Source organism: Streptomyces sp. NBC_00306, from assembly GCF_036169555.1.
Taxonomy (GTDB): domain Bacteria; phylum Actinomycetota; class Actinomycetes; order Streptomycetales; family Streptomycetaceae; genus Streptomyces; species Streptomyces achmelvichensis.
Map to the genome: position 1 here is coordinate 229,536 of NZ_CP108032.1, position 24,434 is coordinate 253,969.

Below are 24,434 nucleotides of genomic sequence, written 5' to 3' on the forward strand. Positions count from 1 at the left end.
GTTATGCGGCCACCTGGTCCGCCATGAGGTCGAGGAGTTCGGGGGTGAGGAACTCGTCGAGCGGGCAGACGCCCGACATCGTGGAGAAGTAGCGGGCGCTGAGTTCCGGGCTGGTCGATATCGCGCGCAGCAGGGCGATCTGGTGGTCGGGGGCGGCGAGTCGGCCGGTCTTGAGGGTGCTGCGGTAGTGCGGCATCAGTTCTTCGAGGCGCTCGGTCGCGAAGTGGTCGAGGGCGGCCTGCAGTTGGGCGGGGTCCTGGAGCCCGTCGCCGATGCAGTCGGCGAGCAGCTGGGCCTGGTAGAAGCCGTCGGTGATACCGCGGGCGGTGATCGAGTCCTTGTGGTGGCCCGCGTCGCCGATGAGGACCCAGCCGGGTCCGGTGGCCTGCCGGAAGAAGTTGCGCTGGTCACCGGTGCCGTGGACGCGCTCCAGGCGCTCGCCGGCGGCCATCTGCTCACGGACCTCGGGGGCGGTCGACTCCACGCAGGCCAGCAGGGCGTTGAGTGCGTCGCCGCGGACGTCGTGGAACCGGTCCTGGGGGAAGTACCCGGCGACCAGGGTGGCGCCGTCGTTGGTGGGGACGGTGCCGACCCAGCTGCCCGGTGCCTCGTAGAGGCGGAACTGCTCCGGGAGGCCGGACCAGTAGCTGTAGTAGGCGCAGGTGAGGGCCGGGTTCTCGATCAGGAGCGGGGCGCCGAGTCGGTCGGCGACGGTGGAGCGCATTCCGTCGGCACCTATGACGAGGCGGGCGCGTTCGACGGTGCTGTTGCCGCTGCGGACGGAGCCGATCCGCACGCCCACCACCCGGTCGTCCTCGAAGACGAGGTCGCTGACCGAGCAGTTGTCACGGAACTCGGCGCCCGCTTGCACGGCGGCCTCGGCGAGGATCGCGTCGAGGAGGATACGGCGGGGCGCGTAGGCGGCGTGGTGGCCGTCCGCGGGCCAGGAGCAGCCCTCCATGCGGACATCGCCGATGGTGTACTGGACGGAGTCCAGGGCGGGGGCGCCGGTGCCGGCGACGGCGGGCAGGACGCCCCAGTCGGCGAGCCGGGCGACGCCGGGCTGGTGGATGTAGAGGGTGGACAGGGTGTCCTTGGGGAACCGGGCACGCTCGAGGATGAGCACCCGGTATCCGGCGCGTGCGAGCAGCATGGCGGCCGGTGCTCCGGCGGCGCGTGCTCCCACCACTATGACGTCATACAAGAGATGCTCCCGAGAGGTTGCTGCCGTGGTCGTCGAGGTGCCGGTTGATGGCCCGGGATATCTCGGCCGCGGGCCCGGGCATGTTCATCCCGAGGTGGGTGGAGTGGATGTCCCACTCCTGGACGGCGCCGGTGATGTGAGGCCGCCAGTGGGCGAGATAGGAGTCGTCCGGGTTCAGCGTCGCGTTGAAGAACAGGGCGTCGCCGTCGAAGACGGGTGAGGTGAAGTCCTTCATCAGGCTCAGGTGGTGGAGCATGATGGCGGACGCGTTGTCGATGAGGGATTCCCGGTCGCCCTCGGCGCCGTCGGCCAGCGCGGGAAGGCGTTCGCCGAAGAACTCCCGTACCTCGGAGGCGTCGACGCTGTCGTGGTGGGTGAACCAGGAGGCGGGGACGCAGTCCAGCAGGGCGAGCGTGGCCACCTGGTGTCCCTGGCGCTGGAGTTCGGCGGCCATGGCCTGGGCGAGGGTGCCGCCCAGGGACAGGCCCGCCAGGTGGTAGGGGCCGTCGGGCTGGACCTTGAGGATCTGCTGGACGTAGTCGGAGATCATCTCCTCGACGGACTGCGGCAGCGGGCTGCCGTCGAAGCCGCGGGCCTGGATGGCGTAGCCGGGCCGGTCCTCGTCCAGGTGGCCGGCGAAGCCCATGTAGGCCCAGGACAGGCCCACTCCGGGGTGGATGAACCACAGGGGGGCCGCCGTTCCGCTGGTCTTCAGCGGCAGGACGACACCGAACGGGTCGGTGTGTTCGGACGACTCGGTACCGGAGGTCAGGTAGGTGTCGAGCTGGGCGACGGTGGGCGACTGGAACATGACCCGGATGGGGATGGCGACGCCGAGCAGGGTGCGGATCCGGTTGAGGAGCCGGCTGGCGAGCAGGGAGTGGCCGCCCAGGGTGAAGAAGTCGTCGTCGATGCCGACGCGCGGAAGGCCGAGCACTTCGGCGAACAGGCCGCACAGGACCTCTTCCCGGGGGGTGCGCGGGGCGCGTCGGGCGGCGGCGGTGAACTCCGGGTCGGGCAGGGCACGGTGGTCGAGTTTGCCGTTGGGGGCCAGCGGAAGGCGCTCGAGCGTCACGAACGCCGCAGGCACCATGTACGGCGGCAGCTGCGCCGTGAGGTGGTCGCGCAGCTCGTCGGCGGTGGGGCCGTCGGCGTGCCGGGGCACCACGTAGGCGACGAGCTGTTTGCCGCCGCGGATCTCGTGGACGGTCACCACCGCCTGGGCGAGGTCGGGGTGCGCGGTCAGGGCCGCTTCTATCTCGCCGGGTTCGACACGGAAGCCGCGGATCTTGACCTGGGCGTCGTCGCGGCCCACGTACTCCAGCTCCCCGTCGTCGTTCCAGCGGGCGAGGTCGCCGGTGCGGTACATCCGCGAGCCGGGCGGCCCGAACGGGTCGGCGACGAAGCGTCCGGCGGTCAGGGCGGGACGCCGGTGGTAGCCGCGGGCGAGGTGCCCCGCGACGTACAGCTCGCCGACCACTCCGGGGGCGACGGGCTGCAGGGCGGGGCCGAGGACGTGGGTGCGCATGTTGCCGATCGGGGCGCCGATCGGCGTGCTGCCGGTGTCCGGGGCCGGGGCATCGCCGGTGAGGGTGTGGGTGGTGGCGTAGAACGATTCGCTCTGCCCGTAGGCGTTGACGATGCGGACGCCCGGGAAGGTCTCGCGGGCCTGCTGGAGGACGGCGGTGGGCAGGGCCTCGCCCGCGAAGACGAGGGTGTCGGGGTGGGTCGTGTGGTGGGCGAGCCGGCCGGCGAGTTCGGCGAACGCGGAGGGCACGGTGCTGATCACGTCGCCGGGCGGGGCGTCCCGCTCGCCGAGGACCAGGACGTCGCGGACCACGTCCAGGGTGCCGCCGGTGGTGAGGGTGGTGAACATCTCGAACACCGACACGTCGAAGTTGACGGAGGTGCCGGCGGGCATCCGCCGGCCCGGCCCCATGTCCACCTGGGGCGCCAGCCGCAGAACGCCGTTGACGACCGTGCGGTGGGTGAGGGCCACGCCCTTGGGGGTGCCGGTGGAGCCGGAGGTGTACATCACGTAGGCGAGGTGGTCGGGGTGCAGCGGGGCGGTGCGCTCGCGGTCGGTGAGGTCGGTGCCGGGCCGCTCGGTGAGGGTGAGGGTGTCCAGGTGGAGGCGGGGGCTGTCGGTGGCCGGCAGCACCGCTTCGGTGGCCGTGTCGGTGAGGATCAGGGCCGGGCCGGCCTCGGCGAGGACGGCCGCGAGACGGTGGCCGGGGTAGGCGGGGTCGACGGGCAGGTAGGCGCCACCGGCCTTCAGGACCGCGAGCAGGGCGACGACCAGATCCACGGAACGCGGCAGGCAGACGGCGACCAGTGACTCGGGGCCCACGCCGCGGCCGGCGAGTTCCCTCGCCAGGCGGTTGGCGTCCGCGTTGAGCTGACGATAGGTCAGTGTGCTGCCGTCGTGTTCCACCGCGATCGCGTCCGGGGTGCGGGCGCTCCGGCTCTCCACCAGGGCGGCAAGATGCACGTCGGGAGTGGCGGTGTCGGTGTCGTTCACCTCGCGCAGCCGGTCGTGTTCGCTCGTGTGCAGGATGTCGACGCGCCCGGCCGGGACTGTCGGGTCGGCCGCGATCTGCCGCAGGATGCGGCCGAGGCGGGCCGCGATCCCTTCCGCCGCCCCGCGGTCGAAGGCCCCCTGCTGGTACTGCAGGACCATCATCAGGTGCGGTTCGGCGCCGGCCATCAGCGCCAGCGGGTAGTGCGTGCCGGAGTAGGGGCGGATGCCGGTGAAGGCGATCCCCGCGGCGGTGTTGGCGTCGCTGAGGCCTTCCTTGTCGACGGGGAAGGACTCGAAGACGACCAGGGTGTCGAACAGGCTGGGGTGCCCGGCGGCCTGCTGGATGTCGCTCAGCCCGTAGTAGTGGTGGTCCAGCAGGGCCGCCTGCCGCTTCTGCAGGCCGGTCACCAGGTCGGCGAGCGAGTCCTGGGGCCGGTGGGTGACACGGACCGGCAGGGTGTTGATGAACAGGCCGATGATCGAGTCGACGCCGCCCAGGGCGGGCGGACGGCCGGAGACGGTGGCACCGAAGACCACGTCGGAGCGGCCGGTGAGTTCGCCGAGCAGAACACCCCAGGCGCCCTGCAGCAGGGTGTTGACGGTGACGCCGAGTTCGGACGCGCGCCGGTTCAGCGCCCGGGCCTCCTCCAGCGGCAGCGGGATGTCGATCTGACCGACACCTTCGCCGTCATCGGCGCCGGGGGTGGCGGGAGCCAGCAGGGTGGGCTCGGCGCCGGCGACCTCGGCGGCCCAGGCGCGCGCGGTCTCCTCGTGGTCCTGCTGGTCCAGCCAGACCAGGAAGTCGCGGAAGCCGCGGACCCGCGGCAGGGCGGAGGCATCGCCCGCCGCGCCGTACAGACGCAGCAGGTCCTGCATCAGCAGCGGGAACGACCAGCCGTCGAACAGCATGTGATGGGCGGTCAGCACCAGTTCGGCGCGGTCCTCCCCCATCGTGACCAGGGTCAGACGGAGCAGTGGCGCCGTGGCCGGGTCGAAATGCTCGTGGTGGTCCTGTTCGAGGAGTTGCTCGAAGGCCTCCTCGCGGGCCTGCTCGCCGAGATTGCTGAGATCGATGTGGCGCCAGGGCACCTCGACGTCGTCCAGGACGAGCTGGACCTGGTGGCCGTCCGTGTCGGTGACGACCGCTGTACGCAAGCCGGCGTGGCGCTCGAGGAGGGCCTGTCCGGCGGCGTGCATCCGGTCCGCGTCCGCGTGGCCGGCGATGTGGAAGACGATCTGCATCTGGTAGGCGTCGTACGCGGTGTCGTCGAGGAAGGTGGACTGGAACAGCAGCCCGGACTGGAGCGGGGTCAGCGGCCAGACGTCCGCCAGTCGGGGGTAACGCTGTTCCCAGGCTTCGATGTCGCTCTGGGTGACGCGGACCAGCGGCAGATCACTGGGGGTCAGACCGCCGGCGCCGGGGGTGGTGGCGTAGCCGGCCAGCGCGGTGAGCGCCGTGGTCCACAGGTCGGCCAGTTCCTGGACCTCGGAGTTGGTGAGTACGCCGGCCGGGAAGCCGATCACCGCACCGAGGCGGGCGCCGTCGCCGGTGTCGAGGACGGCGGCGTTGATCTCCACGGTCGACATGGCGGGCATGTCGGCGTCCAGGGCCGCGTCCAGGGCGGGCAGTTGGGTGAAGCCGAGGCCGCGCAGTTCGTCGGGCATGTCCGCGGAGGAGAACTGGCCGAGGTAGTTGAAGCCGATCTGGCCGGTGGGGTACTGGCCCAGTTCGGCGGCGGTGTCGGGGTTGAGGTAGCGCAGCAGGCCGTAGCCGATGCCCTTGTCGGGGACGGCCCGCAGCTGTTCCTTGACCGCTTTCAGGAGCCGGCCGGCGGCCGGGCCGCCGGCGAGTGCGTCGTCCAGGTCGCAGCCGGCGGTGTCCAGGCGGACGGGGAACATGCTGGTGAACCAGCCCATGGTGCGGGACAGGTCGGCGCCGGGGACGACGTCCTGTTCGCGGCCGTGGCCCTCCAGGCGGATCAGGGCGGAGGGTTCGGCGGCGCCCCGGGAGCGGCGCCATGCGGCGAGCGCGAGGGCGAGGGCGGCCAGCAGGCCGTCGTTGACGCCGCCGTGGATGGCGGCGGGCAGCGAGGTCAGCAGTGCCTCGGTCACCTCTTCGGGCAGCTGGAGCTCCAGGTGCTCGACCGTGGAGAGCACATCGACGGCCGGGTCGAGCGGCCGTGACCCCAACAGGGGGTCCGGGCCTTGCAGCGTGGTGCGCCACAGGTCCGCCTCGGCGACGCGGGCGGGGCTGATGGCCTCCTCGGCCAGGGCATGCGTCCAGCGCCGCAGGGAGGTGGCGACCTCGGGCAGGTGAGGGGCGCGGCCGTCGCGGATCTGCTGCCAGGCGGCGGCCAGGTCCGGGAGCAGGATGCGCCAGGACACGCCGTCGACGGCCAGGTGGTGCAGGGCGATCAGCAGCCGGCCCGGGGCGGTGGTGCCGGCGTCGAACCAGACGAACTGGGCCATCGTTCCGGCGGCCGGGTCCAGGCGGCCGGTGGCGGCGTCCAGTTCGGCCGCGGCGCGCTCCTGCCAGTCGCTCCACGTGCCGTCGCAGACCACGCGGTGCACCAGGGACGCGGCGTCGAGGGTGCCGGGCGCCTCGATGTGCAGGGCGCCGCCGTCCTCACGCAGCAGCCGCGAGCGCAGGATGTCGTGCCGGTCCAGGACAGCGGTGAGGGTCGCGGTCAGTTGCTGCGCGTCGATGTGCTCGGGCAGTTCCAGCGCCATGGACATGGAGAACCGGTCGAAGCTGTCGCCGAGTTCGAGCATGTAGCGGCCGATCGGCAGCAGCGGCATGACGCCCACCCCGCCGCCCTCGAACTCCTCGAGGACCGGGCGGTCGCCGATGCCGCTGGTGGCGACGGTGGCGAGTTCGGCGACGGTGCGCTGCTCGAAGATCTGCCGCGGGCTCACCTCGATGCCCTGGGCGCGGGCGCGGGTGACGACCTGGATGGAGCGGATGCTGTCGCCGCCGACGGCGAAGAAGTCGTCGTCGAGCCCGACCCGTTCCAGACCCAGCACGTCGGCGTAGACGGCCGCGAGGGTCTCCTCCACGGCGGTGCGCGGGGCCCGGTAGGTGGTGGCGGTGAACTCCGGGTCGGGCAGCGCCTTGTGGTCGAGCTTGCCGTTGGGCGCCAGCGGGAGGCGGTCCAGGACGACGAATGCGGAGGGCACCATGAACTCCGGCAGCCGGCTCGCGACGAAGCGGCGCAGGTCCCGCGCGGACAGGCCGGCGGTCATGTCCACCTCGAGGTCGCCGAGGCCGTCCACGCTGTGCTCGGACGCGGCGCCGGCCGGCACGACATAGCCGACGAGCTGCTTGCCGCCGCCCGGCCCGTCACGGACGACCGCGACGGCCTGCACCACCTCGGGGTGCGCGGTCAGCGCGGCCTCGATCTCGCCGGGTTCGATGCGGAAGCCGCGGATCTTGACCTGGGCGTCGCCGCGGCCCACGTACTCCAGCTCCCCGGCGCTGTTCCAGCGCGCCAGGTCGCCCGTGCGGTACATCCGCGAGCCGGGCGGCCCGTAGGGGTCGGCGACGAAGCGCTCGGCGGTCAGGGCGGCACGCCGGTGGTAGCCGCGGGCGAGCCGGCCCGCGACATACAGTTCGCCCACCACGCCCGGCGGCAGCGGCTGGAGGCCGGGGCCCAGGACGTAGGCGCGCATGTTGCCGATGGGGCTGCCGATCGGGGCGCTGCCTGGGGTGTCGGAGCCGGTGGAGGTGGTGGCGTAGAACGATTCCGTCTGCCCGTAGGCGTTGACCACCCGCACGCCGGGGATGGTGTCGCGGACCCGCCGCACCAGGGCGGCGGGCAGCGCCTCACCGGCGAACACGACCGTCTCGGCGTGGATGGTGCCGGGTGTCTGGTCGAGGAGTTCGGCGAACACCGACGGGACGGTGCTGATCACGCCGCCGCTCCAGCCGCCGCGTTCACCGATGACCAGGACGTCGCGGGCGATTTCGACGGTGCCGCCGGCGGACAGTGTGGTGAACAGTTCGAACACCGACACGTCGAAGTTGACGGAGGTGCCGGCGAGCGTGCGGGTGGCGCGGGTGATGGCCGCCGCGGACGCCAGGCTCGCCACCCCGTTGACGACGGTGCGGTGACTGATCACGACGCCCTTGGGGGTGCCGGTGGAGCCGGAGGTGTACATCACGTACGCCGCCTGGTCGGGCCGCGGCCCGCTCGGTGGACCGCCATCGGCAGGGGTGTGGCCCGGGTCGTCGAGGAGCAGGGTCGGTGTGTCGCCGGCGGGCAGGATGCCGACGGTCGCGGTGTCGGCGAGGAGCAGGGTGGGGCGTGCGTCGGCGAGGATGAAGTCCAAGCGGGCGCTGGGGTATTTGGGGTCGATGGGCAGGTAGGCGGCGCCGGCTTTCAGGACCGCGAGGAGGGCGACGACGAGGTCCGCGGAGCGCGGCAGGCAGACGGCGACCAGCGACTCGGGTCCGGCCCCGTGGGCCACCAGATCGCGGGCGAGGCGGTTCGCGCGGGCGTCGAGTTCGCCGTAGGTCAGCGAGGTGTCGTCGAAGACGACGGCGACGGCGTCGGGCCTCTGCGCGGCCTGCTGCTCCACCAGAGCGGGGACGGTGAGGTCGGTGATGGGGCGGGTGGTGTCGTTGAAGTGGTGCAGGACCTGCTCCCGCTCGGCCGGGCGGGTCAGTTCGACCGTGCTGACGCGGGTCTGCGGGTCGGCGGCCAGTTGCCCGACCAGGCGGGTGAAGCGGTCGGCGACGGCCTCCGCTGTCTGCCGGTCGAACAGGTCGGTGGCGTACTCGAGATGGCCCACGACGCCCATGCCGGGCAGGTCGGCCATGTTGAAGAACAGGTCGAACTTGGCGGACTCGTTGCGTACCCGTTCGAACTCCACCCGCAGGCCGGGCAGTTCGAAGTCCTTCCGGGCGAAGTTCTGCCAGGCGAACATCACCTGAAACAACGGTGAGTAGGCGGTGGAGCGCTCCGGGTTGAGCTCCTCCACCAGGCGCTCGAACGGCACGTCCTGGTTGTCGTAGGCAGCCAGGGACTTGTTCCGGACCTGGTCGAGCAGGGTGTCGAAGGCCGGATTGCCGGACAGGTCCGCGCGCAGCACCCAGGTGTTGACGAAGAAGCCGATCAGGTCGGCGAGGCCGTCGTCGGTGCGATTGGCGATCGGCGATCCGATGGGCACGTCGTCGCCTCCGCCGAGGCCGTGCAGGAGCACCGCGAGGGCCGACTGCAGCACCATCGACACGGTGACGCCGTGGGCGCGGGCGACGTCCTCGACGGCGGCGGCCACCTCGGGGGCGAGGGCGAACTCCACCGTGTCGCCGCGGTGGCTGGCCGCCGGCGGGCGGGGCCGGTCGGTGGGCAGCTGCAGCGGCTGCGGCACCCCCGTGAGCTCCTCGCGCCAGTAGCGGACCTGCGCGGACAGGGCACTGTCCGGATCGTCCTCGTCACCGAGGACCTCGCGCTGCCACAGCGTGTAGTCGACGTACTGGACGGCCAGTTCGTCCCACCGCGGGCCCTGGCCTTCGAGGCGGGCGGTGTAGGCGGCGCCGAGGTCGCGGGCGAGGGGAGCCATCGACTCGCCGTCGCTGGCGATGTGGTGGATCAGCAGCACCAGGACGTGGTCCTGCTCGCCGGTCCGCAGCAGCGTCGCCCGCACCGGCAGGTCGGTGGCCAGGGTGAAGGGGTGCGCCACGGCGTCGGCGAGGGCGTCGGGCAGACCCGCTTCGTCGGTGGTGACGACCGGCAGGTCCAGCATGGCGGCTGCTCGGCCGGCGGCAAGGACGTGCTGGTGAGGTACGCCGTCGCTGTCCTCGACGATCAGCGTGCGCAGGCTCTCGTGCCGGGCGACGACGTCGCCGACGGCCGCCTCGAGCGCAGGGATGTCCAGGGTGCCGGTCAGCCGCAGCGGGAAGGGGGCGTTGTAGGTGGCGGAGGGGCCTTCGAAGCGGTCGATGAACCAGAGCCGGCGCTGGGCGAACGACAGCGGTATCCGCTCCGGCCGTTGGGCCGCCCTGGTCAGCTGCGGGCGCACCCGTGTTCCCGGGGACAGCCGGCCGGTGAGTTCCACCACGGTCGGCGAGTCGAACACCGCCCGGATGGGGACCTCGATGTCCAGCCCGGTACGGATCCGGCTGACCAGCCGGGTCGCGAGCAGGGAGTGGCCGCCGAGCGTGAAGAAGTTGTCGTCGATGCCGACCCGCTCCAGGCCCAGGACCTCCGCGAACAGGGTGCACAGGAACTCCTCCTGCGCGGTACGCGGTGCCCGGTAGGTCTGGCCGGCGAACTCCGGGGCGGGCAGGGCCTGCCGGTCCAGTTTGCCGTTCGGGGACAGCGGGAGACGCTCGAGGACCATGAACGCCGCGGGGACCATGAATTCGGGCAGTTGGGCGGCGACGAACTTGCGCAGTTCGTCGATGTCGGGCCCGCCGGCCGCGGTGTCGGCGGGAACGGCATAGCCCACCAGATGCCGGCCGGTGGTGGCGCCGGCCTCGCGGGCGACGACCGCCGCCTGGGCGACTCCGGGGTGCGCGGTCAGGGCCGCTTCGATCTCGCCGGGTTCGATGCGGAAGCCGCGGATCTTGACCTGGGTGTCCCCGCGGCCGGCGTACTCCAGCTGCCCGTCGTCGTTCCAGCGTGCCAGGTCGCCGGTGCGGTACATCCGCGAGCCGGGCGGGCCGAACGGGTCGGCGACGAAGCGTCCGGCGGTCAGGGCGGGCTGGTCGTGGTAGCCGCGGGCGAGGTGGCCCGCGACATGCAGTTCGCCCACCACGCCCGGCGGCAGTGGCTGGAGGCCGGGGCCCAGGACGTAGGCGCGCATGTTGCCGATCGGGCTGCCGATCGGAGTGCTGCCCGGGGTGTCGGAGCCGGTGGAGGTGGTGGCGTAGAACGATTCCGTCTGCCCGTAGGCGTTGACCACGCGCACGCCCGGCAGCGCCTGGCGGATGCGGTGCACCAGGGCGGCGGGCAGCGCCTCACCGGCGAAGACCAGGGTGTCGGCGTGGATGGTGTCGCCGAGCTGGTCGACGAGTTCGGCGAAGACCGACGGGACGGTGCTGATCACGCCGCCCGACCAGGTGGCACGTTCACCGAGGACCAGGGCGTCGCGGACCATGTCGATGCTGCCGCCGCAGGTCAGCGCGGTGAAGATCTCGAACACCGACACGTCGAAGTTGACCGAGGTGCCGGCCAGCATCCGGGAACCCTCGCCGGCGCCGACGCGGGCGGCGAGCTGGGTGATCCCGTTGACGACGGTGGCGTGGCTGAGCACGACACCCTTGGGGGTGCCGGTGGAGCCGGAGGTGTACATCACGTACGCCAGGTTCTGCGGGTGCGGCGCCGGCCGGCCGGCGCTGTCGGGCCCCGAGTCGTGGTCGAGATCGAGGTCGTCGAGGTACAGGTGCGGGACGTCGCCGGCCGGCAGGACGCCGGCCGTCGCGGCGTCGGTGACGATGAGCTGCGGTCGGGCCTGGGAGAGGATGAACTGGAGGCGGTGGCTGGGGTACTTGGGGTCGATGGGCAGGTAGCCGGCGCCGGACTTGAGAATGCCGAGCATGGCCACGACCAGGTCGGCGGTGCGGGGCAGCGCCAGGCCGATGACGGATTCGGGGCGGGCGCCGCGCAGCGTGAGTTCGCGGGCCAGGCGCTCGGCGCGGGCGTCGAGCGCGCGGTAGGTCAGGTCCTGGCCGTCGCAGTGGACGGCGACGGCGTCCGGGGTACGGGCGGCCTGCTGGGCGAACAGGGCGGGCAGCGTCAGGTCGGGCGCCGGGGCGGTGGTGTCGCTGAGTTCGGTGAGCAGGTGGTGGCGTTCGGCCGGGGTGAGGACGTCGACCTGGGCGACGCGGGTCTGCGGGTCGTCGGCGAGGTGCCGGAGGATCCGCTCGAAGCGGGCGGCGATGGTTTCGACGGTCGGGGCATCGAAGAGGTGGTGCTGGTACTCCAGGGCCACCCGCAGCCGCGGTTCGGCGGTGGCGGTCACGATCATCGGGTAGTGGGTGCCGCTCATCGGGCTGATGCCGGTGACGGCGATGCCCGCTGCCGCGTAGGCGTCGGTGATGCCGGCCCGGTCGACCGGGTAGGAGTCGAAGACGACGATGGTGTCGAAGAGGGCCTTCAGGCCGGTGGCGTGGTGGATCTCGGCCAGGCCGTAGTGCTGGTGGTCCAGCAGGGCGCCCTGCCGGTTCTGCAGGCCGGTGAGGACCTCCTGCAGGGTGTCGGCGGGGGTGCAGTCGACCCGGACGGGCAGGGTGTTGATGAACAGTCCGACCATGGCGTCGACGCCCGGTACCTGCGGCGGCCGGCCGGAGACGGTGGTGCCGAACACCACGTCACGGCGGCCGGTCAGGCTGCCCAGCGCCAGTCCCCAGGCCGCCTGGACGACGGTGTTGAGGGTGACGCCCAGTTCGGCGGCCCGGCGTGCGAGGTCGGCGGCCGTCTCGGCGGTCAGGGGGACGTCGATCTGGCCGATGCCGGTCGGGGCCGCCCCGGCCTGGGGGTGCGGCACGATCAGGGTGGGTTCGTCGATGCCCGCGAGTTCGGCGGCCCAGGTGCGGGCCGCCTCCTCGCGGTCCTGCTGGTCCAGCCAGACCAGGAAGTCGCGGTAGCCGCGGACCCGGGGCAGGGTGGAGGCGTCGCCGGCGGAGGCGTACAGCCGCAGCAGGTCCTCCAGCAGCAGCGGTACCGACCAGCCGTCGAACAGGACGTGGTTGGCGGTGAACACCAGCTCGGCCCGGTCACCGCCCATGGTGACCAGCGTCATCCGCAGCATGGGGGGTGTGCGGGGGTCGAAGTGCGTGGCGTGGTCCTCGGCCAGCAGTGACTTGAGGGCCGCCATGCGTGCGTCGTCGTCCAGACGGCTGAAGTCGACGTGCCGGAAGGGCAGATCGACGTGGTCCAGCACGATCTGCACGGAGTCGCCGGCGGTGTCCGTGACGAACGCGGTCCGCAGGCCGGCGTGACGGTCCAGGAGCGCCTGTCCGGCGGTGCGCATACGGGCGGCGTCGACGCGGCCGGAGAGATGGAAGACCATCTGCATCTGGTAGGCGTCGAACGCGGTGTCCACGAGGAGGGTGTGGAAGAGCAGTCCGGACTGGGTCGCGGTCAGCGGCCATACGTCGGCCAGGGCGGGGTAGTGCCGCTCCCACTGGTCGATCTCGTGCTGGGTGACCTTCACCAGCGGCACGTCGGAGGGCGTCAGGCCACCGGCGCCGGGACGGGTGACGTGGTGGGCCAGGGCTTCGAGGGCGTCCTGCCAGTGCTCGGCGATGGCGCGGGCGTCGTCCTCGTCGAGGACGCCGGTTGCGTAGCCGAGGCGGGCGTTGAGCCGGGGCCCGTCGGGGCCGTCGGTGACCAGGGCGTTCAGGTCCAGGGTGGACAGGGCGGGCATGTCCGCGTCCGGGTCGGCGACCAGTTCCGTGGTGCCCTCGGCCTGGGTGAAGCCCAGGCCGTGCAGGTGGTCGGGCATATCGGTGGCGGAGTAGCGGCCCAGGTAGTTGAAGCCGATCTGGCCGGTGGCGTACGGGGCGAGTTCGGCCGCGGTGTCGGGGTTGAGGTAGCGCAGCAGGCCGTAGCCGATGCCCTTGTCGGGGACGGCGAGGAGCTGTTCCTTGACGGCCTTCAGTGCGGCGCCGGCGGCGGGTCCGCCGGCGAACGCGTCGTCGATGTCGATGCCGGTCAGGTCGAGCCGGACGGGGAACATGGTGGTGAACCAGCCCACGGTGTCCGACAGGTCGGCGCCGGGGACGGCGTCCTCCTCGCGGCCGTGTCCCTCCAGGCGGATCAGGGTGGAGGGCTCGTCGGTGCCACGGGCGGCGCGCCAGCGGGTGACGGCCAGGGCCAGCGCGGTGAGCAGGCCGTCGTTGACGCCGGCGCGGAAGGCGGCGGGCAGGGTGTTGAGGAGAGTTTCGGTGACCGTCTCCGGCAGCCGTACCCACAGGTGTCCGGAGCGGGAGACGACGTCGGTGCGGGGGTCCAGCGGGCGGCTGCCGAGGAGGGGGTCGCCGGCGGCCACGGTGCTGCGCCACAGGTCGAGTTCGGCCGTCCGCTCGGGTGAGGTGGCCGCCTCGGTGAGGGCATGTGCCCAGCGCCGTGCGGAGGTGGTGGAGGGGGGCAGCTGCGGGGTGCGGCCTGCCTTGACCTGTTCGAAGGCGGCGGCGAGGTCCGGGAGCAGGATGCGCCAGGAGACGCCGTCGATGACGAAGTGGTGCAGGACCAGCAGCAGCCGTCCCTGCGTGGTGGGGCCGGCATCGAACCAGACGAACTGGGCCATCGTTCCGGCCGCCGGGTCCAGGCGGCCGGTGGCCGCGTCCAGTTCGGCGGCGGCCAGCTGCTGCCACTGCTCGCCGAAGGAGCCGTCGAAGGCGACGCGGTGGATGAGTCCCGGCACATCCAGCGTGCCCGGTTCGGCGACGTGCAGCCCGGTTTCGTCGCCGGTCACCAGGCGGGAGCGCAGGATGTCGTGCCGGTCCCAGACTGCGCCGATGGTCGCGGCCAGCTGGGATGCGTCGATGCCTGTCGGCAGGTCGGCCACCAGGGACATGGAGAACCGGTTGATGCCACCGCCGAGTTCCCTCAGCCAGTGGCCGACCGGCAGCAGGGGCATGAAACCGACGCCGCCGCCGTCGAGTTCGTCCAGCACCACCGGGGCACTCGCCGGGCCGCCGCGGGCGAGCTCGGCCAGCTCGGCGACGGTGCGGCTTTCGAAGATCTGACGGGCGCTCACCTCGATGCCCTGCGCCTTGGCGCGGGAGACGACCTGGATGGAGCGGATGCTGTCGCCGCCGATGGCGAAGAAGTCGTCGTCGATGCCGACCTGGTCCAGGCCCAGGACCTCGGCGTAGACGGCGGCGAGGGCACGTTCGAGGTCGGTGCGCGGGGCGCGGTAGGCGCCGCCGGTGAACTCCGGCTCGGGCAGAGCCTTGCGGTCGAGCTTGCCGTTGGGGGTCAGCGGCAGCTTGTCGAGCATGACGAACACCGAGGGAACCATGAACTCCGGCAGCCGGCCGGCGACGAACTTGCGCAGGTCGCGGGAGGAGACGCCGGCGGTGATGTCGATGTCGAGGTCGCCGAGGCTCTCCACGCTGACCGGGCCGCTGTCCCCGTCCGGGACGGGGACGATGTAGCCGATGAGCTGTTTGCCGCCGCCGCGGCCCTCGTGGATGGTCACCACTGCCTGGGTGACCTTGGGGTGCGCGGTGAGAGCCGCTTCGATCTCGCCGGGTTCGATACGGAAGCCGCGGATCTTGACCTGGGCGTCGTCACGGCCGGCGTACTCCAGCTGCCCGTCGCTGTTCCAGCGTGCCAGGTCGCCGGTGCGGTACATGCGGGCGCCGGGCGGGCCGTAGGGGTCGGCGACGAAGCGCTCGGCGGTCAGGCCGGGGCGGTGGTGGTATCCGCGGGCGACAAGTCCCGCGACATACAGCTCACCCACCACACCGGGGGCGAGGGGCTTGAGGCCGGGGCCCAGGACGTAGGTGCGCATGTTGCCCAGCGGGCTGCCGATCGGGGCGCTGCCGGTGTGCGGCCAGGGCGCCTCGCCGGGCAGGGCGTAGGTGGTGGCGTAGAACGATTCGGTCTGTCCGTAGGCGTTGACGACCCGGATGCCGGGGATGGTGTCGCGGACCCGCTGCACCAGCGCCGCGGGCAGCGCCTCTCCGGCGAACACGACCGTCTCGGCGTGGATCTCGCTGCCGACCTGGTCCAGGAGCTCGACGAACACCGACGGGACGGTGCTGATCACACCGCCGCTCCAGCCGCCGCGTTCACCGATGACCAGGACGTCGCGGGCGACTTCGAGGGTGCCGCCGGTGGACAGGGCCGTGAACAGTTCGAAAACCGACACGTCGAAGTTGATGGAGGTGCCGGCCAGCAGCCAGGTCTGGGAGGTGACACCCACGGCGGACGCCAGCCGCATCACGCCGTTGACGACGGTGTGGTGGGTGATGGCCACCCCCTTGGGGGTGCCGGTGGAGCCGGAGGTGTACATCACGTAGGCGAGGTGGTCGGGGCGCAGCGGGGCGATCCGGTCGCGGTCGGTCAGCGGCGCACCGTTCCCGCCGGTGTCGGGTGCGGTGAGGTCGAGGTCGTCGAGGAACAGGGTGGGTGTGTCGCCGGCGGGCAGTATGGCGACGGTGGCGTGGTCGGTGAGCAGCAGGGTGGGCCGGGCGTCGGAGAAGATGAAGTCCAGGCGGCTGCTGGGGTACTTGGGGTCGATGGGAAGGTAGGCGCCGCCGGCTTTGAGGACCGCGAGGAGGGCGATGACGAGGTCGGCCGAGCGCGGCAGCGACAGGGCGACCACCGTCTCCGGGCCGACGCCGCGGGCCACCAGGTCGCGGGCGAGCCGGTTGGCGCGGGCGTCGAGTTCGCGGTAGGTCAGCGAGGTGTTGTCGAAGACGACGGCGACGGCGTCGGGGGTCTGCGCCGTCTGCTGCTCGACCAGGCCGGGGATCGTCACGTCGGGGGTGGGGCGGGTGGTGTCGTTGACGTGGTGCAGCACTTGGTGCCGTTCGGCAGGCTCCAGCACGTCGACCTGGGCGACCGGCATGGCCGGGTCGGCGACCAGCTGCTCGACGACACGCAGGTAGCGGGCGGCGATGGCCTCGACGGTGGCGTGGTCGAACAGGTCGGTGGCGTACTCGATGTAGACGAGCATGCCGGGCTTGGTGGGGTCGGCGAAGTAGTTGAACTCCAGGTCGAACTTGGCGGACGAGGTGGCCTCCACCTCCAGGCGGGCGTGCAGGCCGCCGGGCAGGTCGAGGTCGATCCAGCGCTCGTTCTCCCAGGTGAACATGACCTGGAACAGGGAGTGGTAGGCGGTGGAGCGCTCCGGGTTGAGCTCCTCCACCAGCCGGTCGAAGGGGGCGTCCTGGTTGTCGTACGCGGCCAGCGCCTTGTGCTGCACCTGCCGGATGACGTCGTCGAAGGTGGGGTTGCCGGACAGGTCGGTGCGCAGCACCCAGGTATTGACGAAGAAGCCGATCAGGTCCTGGAGTTCGTCGTCGGTGCGGCCGGCGATCGTGTTGCCCATCGGGATGTCGTCGCCGGCGCCGAGCTGCTGGAGCAGGACGGCCAGCGCGGTCTGCATCACCATCGGCACCGACACGTCCCGCTCCAGGGCGAGGTGTTCGACGGCGGCGAGCAGGTCGGGGGTGATGGGGAATTCGACGATGTCGCCGCGGTGGCCGGCGACGGGCGGGCGCGGCCGGTCGGTGGGCAGCCGCAGCGGCTGCGGGGTGCCGGCCAGCTCCTGGCTCCAGTAGCGGATCTGCTTCGACAGGACGCTGTCGGGGTCGTCCTCGTCGCCGAGGACCTCGCGCTGCCACAGGGTGTAGTCGATGTACTGGACCGGGAGTTCGTCGTAGTCGGGGGCGCGTCCGGCGATCCGGGCCCGGTAGGCGAGGTCGAGGTCGCGGGCGAGGGGCACTACCGACTCGCCGTCGCTGGCGATGTGGTGGATCAGCAGGACCAGCACGTGGTCCTGCTCGCCGGAGCGGAAGAGGGTGGCGCGGACCGGGATCCGGGTGGCGAGGTCGATGGGGTCGCGGCCGGCCCGGTCCACGGCGTCGTCGAGCTCGCCGGGGTCGACATCGACGAGCGCGATGTCCAGGGCCAGGTCGTCGGCGGGCACCACCTGCTGGGCGGGTACGCCGTCGGCGTCCGCGACGATCAGGGTGCGCAGGCTCTCGTGTCGCACCACGATGTCCCGTACTGCTGCTTGCAGGGCGGGCACGTCCAGCGGGCCGGTCAGGCGGACCAGGAACGGCACGTTGTAGGTGGCCGAAGGGCCCTCGAACTGCTCGATGAACCACAGTCGACGCTGCGCGAAAGACAACGGGATCATTTACTGTCCACTCCTGTTCATCTTGCGCAGACGGGGGCGACTTGAGGTGTTCGCGTCCTTCACCGTGCGCGACAGTTCCGCGATGGTGCGGTGTTCGAAAATGGCCCGGATGGTCACGCTGACACCGAGCGTCTTACGGATGCGGCTGGTCAGGCGGGTCGCCGAGAGGGAGTTGCCGCCCAGTTCGAAGAAGTCGTCGGTGATGCCGACCCGTTCGACGCCCAGGACGTCGGCGAACAGCTCGCACAGGCTCTCTTCCTGCGGGTCGCGGGGAGCCTGGTAGGCGGGGCCGTCCTGACCTGGTTCCGGCAGGGCGGCGATGTCGAGACGGCCGCCGGGTGTCAGTGGCAGGTCGTCGAGGACGACAAACGCGGCGGGCACCAGCTCGGCGGGCAGCCGGCCGGCGGCGAAGTCGGCCAGGTCGCCGGTGTCGGCGCCGCCGCTCCCGGCGGGCACGACATAGCCCACCAACTGCCGGCCGCCGCCGTCGGTATCGGTGTCGCGGGCGAGGACCACCACCTGGCCGACGGCGGGGTGTTCGGCCAGTGCGGCCGCGGCGTCGGCGGGTTGGATGCGCTGCCCGCCGATGGTGACCTGGGTGTCGGCGCGTCCGGCGTACTCGAGCCGGCCGTCGACGCCGAAGCGGGCGAGATCGCCGGTGCGGTACATCCGTGCGCCGGGCGGGCCGAACGGGTCGGCGACGAAGTGGGCGGCGGTCAGGCCGGGGCGGCGATGGTAGCCGCGGGCCGGTGCGCTGCCGGCGACGTACAGTTCGCCGACCGCGCCGGGCGGCACCGGGGTCAGTCCGCTGCCCAGGACGTAGGAGCGTACGTTCGCCAGCGGCCGGCCGAGAACCGCTCCGGTGCCGGTGGCGGGTGCCTCGGGGGCCGCGGAAGCGATGGCGTAGCCGGTCTCGGCGGGACGGTAGGTGCTCACGACCTGCACGCCGGGGATCGTCTTGTGGACCCGCTGCAGCAGGGCGGCGGGCAGCGGTTCGCCGTCGAAGAGCACCGTCTCGGCGTGGAGGTCGCCTTCCAACTGGTCGAGGAGGGCGGCGAAGTGGGACGGGACGGTGCTGATGACACCGGCGCCTGGGGTGGCGGGCGCGGTGAGGTCCTGCGGCTGCGGCAGGAGTTCGGCGGTGCCTCCGGTGCACAGCACGGTCAGCAGCACCGGGACCGGCAGGGTGCCGGCCACGGGGATGCGCACCGGTGTGCCCGGGGTACCGGTCAGGTGCGCGGCCAGTGCGGGGATCCGGTCGGCGAGACCGCGGTGGGTGAGGCTCACGCCCCGTGGCCCGCCCGGATATCCGCCGGTGTAGGTCAGCCAGGCCAGGTGGTCGGGGTGCAGCGGCCGTGTCCGGTCCCCGTCGCCCGGATCGCCCGGGCCTGCGGTGTCGTCCGGGCCGGGCGGGCCGGTGAGATGAGCGGTGGCGTCGAGGCGGGCGACAGCGCTGTCCGGCACGACTGTGCCGGTGCCGGTGTCGGTGAGCAGGAGGTGCGGGGCGGCGTCGGCGATCAAGGCGCTGTGATGCGCGGCCGGTGCGGAGGGGTCCAGCGGCAGGTGTCCGCCGCCGGCCTTCAGGACCGCGAGGAGCGCGGTCACCTGGTCCGCCGGGTGCGTCAGAGCGGCTGCCACCACCGTCTCGGGGCCGACATGGCGGCGGATCAGTTCGGCCGCGAGCCGGTTCGCCCGGCTGTTCAGTTCCCGGTAGGTGAGGGTGACGTCGCCGGTGACGAGGGCCGGCCGGCCAGGGGTGGTGACGGCCTGGTGTTCGAACAGATCGGTCAGGGTGGCTTCCGGGACGGCTGCGGCGGTGTCGTTGAATTCGACGAGCAGCCGGTGGCGTTCGGCGTCGTCCAGGACATCGACGGTGCCGACCCGCCGGCCGGGATCGGCCGCCAGTCGGCGCACGATGCGCCCGTAGCGGGTGGCGATCGCCCGGGCGCTGCTCTCCTCGAGGGCGTGCCGCTGGTACTGCACGGTCAGCCGCAGGCCGTCGGACTCGATGAAGACCAGCAGGGTCACCGGGTAGTGGCTGGCGGTGAAGGAGCGGATGCCGGTGACGGAGATGCCGGCCGCCTCGCAGGCCTCGGCGATGCCGGCCCGGTCCAGGGGGAACGACTCGAATCCGATGATGGTGTCGAACAGGGCGTCCAGGCCGGTCGCTTCGTAGATCTCGGTGAGCCCGTAGTGGTGGTGGTCCATCAGCGCGGCCTGCCGGTCCTGCACGGTGGTCAGGAGGTCGGCGAGGGTGTGGCCGGGGGCGGTGGTCACACGCACGGGCAGGGTGTTGAGGAACATGCCGACGATCGAGTCGACGCCCGGTACGGCCGGCGGGCGGCCCGACACGGTGGAGGCGAAGACGACATCGTTGCGGCCGGTCAGCTGGTTCAGCAGGATCGCCCAGGCGCTCTGGACGACGGTGTTCAGGGTGACGCCGAGGTCGGCGGCGCGGCGGGCCAGTTCGCGTGCCTCACCGGCGCTGAGGGTGACGTCGATCTGCCCGATCCCGCTGCCCCCTTCGGGGCCGGGGCTGTCGTGGCCGGCGGGGGCGAGGAGGGTTCGCTCGTCGACACCGTCGAGTTCGGCGGACCACACCCGGGCGGAGGCGTCGGCGTCCTGGTGGGACAGCCACTGGACGAAGTCGCGGTAGCTGGGTGCCGGCGGCAGGACGGAGGGGTCGCCGGCGGAGCCGTAGAGCTTGAGGAGGTCCTGCATCAGCACCGGCACCGACCAGCCGTCGAACAGGACGTGATGGGCGGTCAGGACGAGTTCGTACCTCTGCGGGCCCATGGTGACCAGGGTCAGACGCAGCATGGGCGGGGCAGTGGCGTCGAAGTGGGCGCGCAGGTCGCCGGCGAGGAAGTCCTCGAACGCCTGGTCGCGTTCCTCCTCCCCCAGGGTGCTGAGGTCGAGGTGCTGCCAGGGCAGCGTGATGCCGTCCACGATGAGCTGGGTCAGGGTGCCGTCGGAGTCGGGCACGAACGCGGCCCGCAGGCTGGGGTGCCGCTCCAGCAGGGCCTGGCCGGCGGCGCGCATCCGGTCCGCGTCCACGGGGCCGGCCAGGTGCAGCGCGTACTGCACCTGGTAGGCGTCGAAGGCGGAGTCGTTGAGCTGGGAGTGGAAGAGCAGGCCGGACTGCAGGGGGGTGGCCGGCCAGATGTCCGCCAGGCCCTCGTAGCGCTGCTCCCAGGTGTCGATGTCGTTCTGGGTCACGCGGACCAGCGGTACGTCGGAGGGGGTCAGGCCGCCGGCGCCGTAGCGGGTGGCGTGGGTGGCGAGTCCGGTCAGGGCGGCGGCCCACAGGTCCGCGAGTTCCTGCACCTCGTCGGGGGTCAGAATTCCGGCGGGGGCGGCGAACGCGGCGTTCAGCCGGGGCCCGTGGGGGGTGTCGGTGACGGTGGCGTTGATGTCGAGGGCTGCCGGGGCGGGCATCCGCGGGTCCTGTCCGGCGTCGAGTTCGGCGAGCTCGGCCACCGGTGCCTGGGTGAAGCCGAGGCCGCGCAGGTGCTCGGGCATGTCGGCGGCCGCGGAGAAGCGGCCCAGGTAGTTGAAGCCGACCTGCCCCGGCCCGTGGTGGCGCAGGATCTCGGCGGTGTCCGGGTTCAGATGCCGCAGCAGGCCGTAACCGATGCCCTTGTCGGGCACGGCGAGGAGCTGTTCCTTGACGGCCTTGAGTACGGCGCCGGCGGCCGGGCCGCCTGCGAACGCGTCGTCGAGGTCGGCGCCGGCGACGTCGAGACGGACCGGGAAGACGCTGGTGAACCAGCCCACGGTGGCCGACAGATCGGCGCCGGGTGCGGCGCTCTCCTCACGGCCGTGTCCTTCGAGACGGATCAGGGCGGAGGATTCCGCGACGCCACGGCGCTCACGCCAGCGGGCCAGGGCGAGGGCGAGGCCGGCGAGCAGTCCGTCGTTGACGCCGCCGCGGAAGGCTGCAGGCACCGCGGTCAGCAGGGCCTCGGTGACCGGGACGGGCAGTTCCAGGTGAGTGGTGTGGACGGTGGCGACCACGTCGAGCGCCGGGTCGAGGTGCCGTACGCCGAGGACGGGGTCGGGGCCCTCCACGATCGAGCGCCACAGCGCCAGTTCGGCCACCCGGGCGGGTGCCGCGGCCTCCTCGGCCAGGGCGTGTGCCCAGCGCCGCACCGAGGTGCCGACCGCGGGCAGCTGCGGTGTGTCCCCGCTGCGGACCTGCTGCCACGCGGCGGCGAGGTCGGGCATCAGGATCCGCCACGACACGCCGTCGACGACGAGGTGGTGCAGGGCCACCAGGAGGCGCCCCGGGCGGGTGGGGCCCGCGTCGAACCACACGAACTGGGCCACCACTCCGGCCGCCGGGTCGAGCCGTGCGGCGGCGGCGTCCAGTTCGGCCAACAGGGCGCAGCGCCAGGCGTCCTGGTCGATGTCGTCGTCCTGGACCACGCGGTGGATCAGCGCGGAGATGTCCACCGAGCCCGGCTCGGCGACGTGCAGGCCCGGCTGCGCCCCGTCGGTGAGGCGGCAGCGCAGCAGATCGTGACGGTCGACGACGGCGGCCAGCGTCGCGGCCAGGCCGTCGTGATCGATGCCGGCGGGCAGGTCGAGCACCATCGCCTGAAGGAACCGGTCGAACCCCGGCCCCCAGTCGCGGATCCACTGCGCCACCGGCAGCAGGGGCATCCAGCCGACGCCGTCGCCGTCGAGTTCCTCCAGGACGGCCGGTGCGGTGCCGGCCTGCTCCTTGGCGGCGGCGGTGGCGGCCAGTTCGGCGACCGTGCGCCGCTCGAAGATCTCCCGGGAGCTGAGTTCCAGGCCGTGTGCCCGGGCGCGGGTGACCACCTGGATCGACTGGATGCTGTCCCCGCCGATGGCGAAGAAGTCGTCGTCGATGCCGACGCGGTCCAGACCCAGGAGTTCGGCGAACAGGGCCGCGAGGATCTCTTCCGAATCGGTGCGCGGCGCCCGGTAGACGGCGCCGCGGAACTCCGGCTCCGGCAGCGCCTTCTTGTCGAGTTTGCCGTTGGGGGTCAGCGGCAGGGCGTCCAGGACGGTGAACGTCGCGGGGATCATGTGGTCCGGCAGGCGCTGCGCGAGGAAGGGGCGCAGCTCCCCCACCGAGAACCCGGCACTCAGCGCGATGGCCCCGTAGGCGCCCTTGTCGCCGCCGGTGTCGGAGTGGGCGCCGGTGGAGGTGACGGGGACGACGTAGCCGACGAGTTGCTTCTGGCCGGCGCGACCGGTGTGGGGCAGGACCGCGGCGTGCGCGACGCCGGGGTGCATCTCCAGCGCGGCCTCGATCTCGTGGGGTTCGATGCGGAAGCCGCGGATCTTGACCTGGGTATCGGCCCGCCCGTGGAAGATCAGGTCGCCGCCCGGGGTCCACTCGGCGAGGTCGCCGGTGCGGTACATCCGCTCGCCGTCGCCGCCGAACGGGCAGGCCACGAACCGCACCGCGGTCAGGTCCGGGCGGCCCAGATAGCCACGCGCCAGCGCGGCGCCCGACACATACAGTTCGCCTGTCACCCCGGTCTCCACCGGCCGCAGCGCGTTGTCCAGGACATGCACGCGGGCGCCGTCGATGGCGGTGCCGATCGGCGGGACGTGCCCGTCGCCGGGCAGCGGACCGCTCATGGTGGCGCAGACGGTGGTCTCGGTGGGCCCGTACGCATTGATCATGCGGCGGCCGGGTGACCAGGTGGCCGCCAGCTCGGGCGAGGTGGCGTCACCGGCGACGACGAGGGTCTCGACGCTCGTCAGGGAGCCGGGCCGTATCGCCGTGAGGACCGGCGGCGGCAGCGTCGCATGGGTGACGCCGTACGCGGCAATCGTCTCGGCCACCGGGCTGCCCGGGGCGAGGCGGTCCTTGTCGGCGATGACCAGCGTGGCGCCCGACAGCAGCGCCATGCACAGCTCCCACACCGAGGCGTCGAAGCTGGGCGATGCGAATTGCAGCACCCGGCTGCCGGCGGTGACCTTCAGGCGCTCGGTCTGCGTGGCGAGCAGGGAGGCGAACCCGGTGTGGGTGACCGCCACCCCCTTGGGCCGGCCGGTGGAGCCCGAGGTGTAGATGACGTAGGCGGTGTTGAGGGGCGAAACCGGGAGCGCCGGCCCGGCGGCCGGGGCGTCCGGGCCGGTGGGCAGGTCCTCCGGACGCAGCACGGGGGCCGGCAGGTCGGGCAGTCGGTCCGCCGTCGCCGGGTCGGCGAGCACCAGGGCCGCGGCGGAGTCCTGCACCATGTAGGCGAGCCGCTCGGCCGGGTAGGCCGCGTCCATCGGCAGGTACGCGCCGCCCGCCTTCAGCACCGCCAGCACCGTCACGCACCACGCGGACGAGCGGCGAAGCGCGACGCCCACCACCGACTCGGGGCCCACACCGAACGCCGTGAGCGAGGCGGCCAGCGCGTCGGCGCGGGCGTCCAGCTCCCGGTAGGTCAGCTGCTCGTCGCCGTACACGACCGCGACTGCGTCCGGGGCGGCGGCGACCTGCCGCCCGAACAATGCGGTAAACGTCTCAACCGTCACCGGAACCTCCGTGTCATTGAGCTCACCCGGCCACAACATCTGCCCAAAAGAACACAAGGCACTTCCCCCAGAATGGTGAGACGTCAGCGAAAAGGGCATGGATCATTCAGCGGAGCCATGCTGTCGAGAACACGCGGCGAAACCGCTCGGACGAAGGGCCGGACAAAGGGCCCTCTCCCCGAAATTCGTAAGCCTGACCGAAGCCTAAACCAGCCCGGGAGGTGGCTGATACAAAACCTCTGGAGGCTCCCTGGAGCCTGCCGCGGAAGGCGGGGTGGGAGATTTCCGGGGCGGCCGGAAATGACGGAGCCCGCGGGTCGGCGGCGACCGGCGGGCGGGTGCGGCGGGGCGGCGAAGGAGCGCCTGCGGGCGGGTGCG

3 protein-coding genes are annotated in these 24,434 nt (G+C 72.3%); all 3 read right to left on the reverse strand.

Annotation, left to right across the window (positions count from 1 at the left end):
* Position 1 precedes the first annotated feature (1 nt).
* The 3 genes from OHA05_RS01065 to OHA05_RS01075 are packed head-to-tail and all read right to left on the reverse strand — an operon-like array spanning position 2 to position 24,056.
* The gene (locus OHA05_RS01065) at positions 2-1,204 is read right to left on the reverse strand and encodes an NAD(P)/FAD-dependent oxidoreductase (RefSeq protein WP_313948359.1); all 1,203 of its coding nucleotides are present in this window, start codon (positions 1,202-1,204) and stop codon (positions 2-4) included.
* Positions 1,197-17,549: a non-ribosomal peptide synthetase gene (locus tag OHA05_RS01070; RefSeq protein WP_328859487.1), complete on the reverse strand. Its 16,353-nt coding sequence runs from the start codon at positions 17,547-17,549 to the stop codon at positions 1,197-1,199. Before OHA05_RS01070 ends, OHA05_RS01065 begins: the two co-directional genes overlap by 8 nt.
* Positions 17,550-24,056, reverse strand: coding sequence for a non-ribosomal peptide synthetase (locus OHA05_RS01075; RefSeq protein ID WP_328859488.1), 6,507 nt, complete (start codon positions 24,054-24,056; stop codon positions 17,550-17,552). It abuts the gene before it with no gap.
* Between the last annotated feature and the right edge of the window lie 378 nt (positions 24,057-24,434).

What these genes read in the sequence shown, in the direction of transcription:
- OHA05_RS01070 (WP_328859487.1), bottom strand. Translation starts at nt 17,549, where the DNA reads ATGATCCCGTTGTCTTTCGCGCAGCGTCGACTGTGGTTCATCGAGCAG.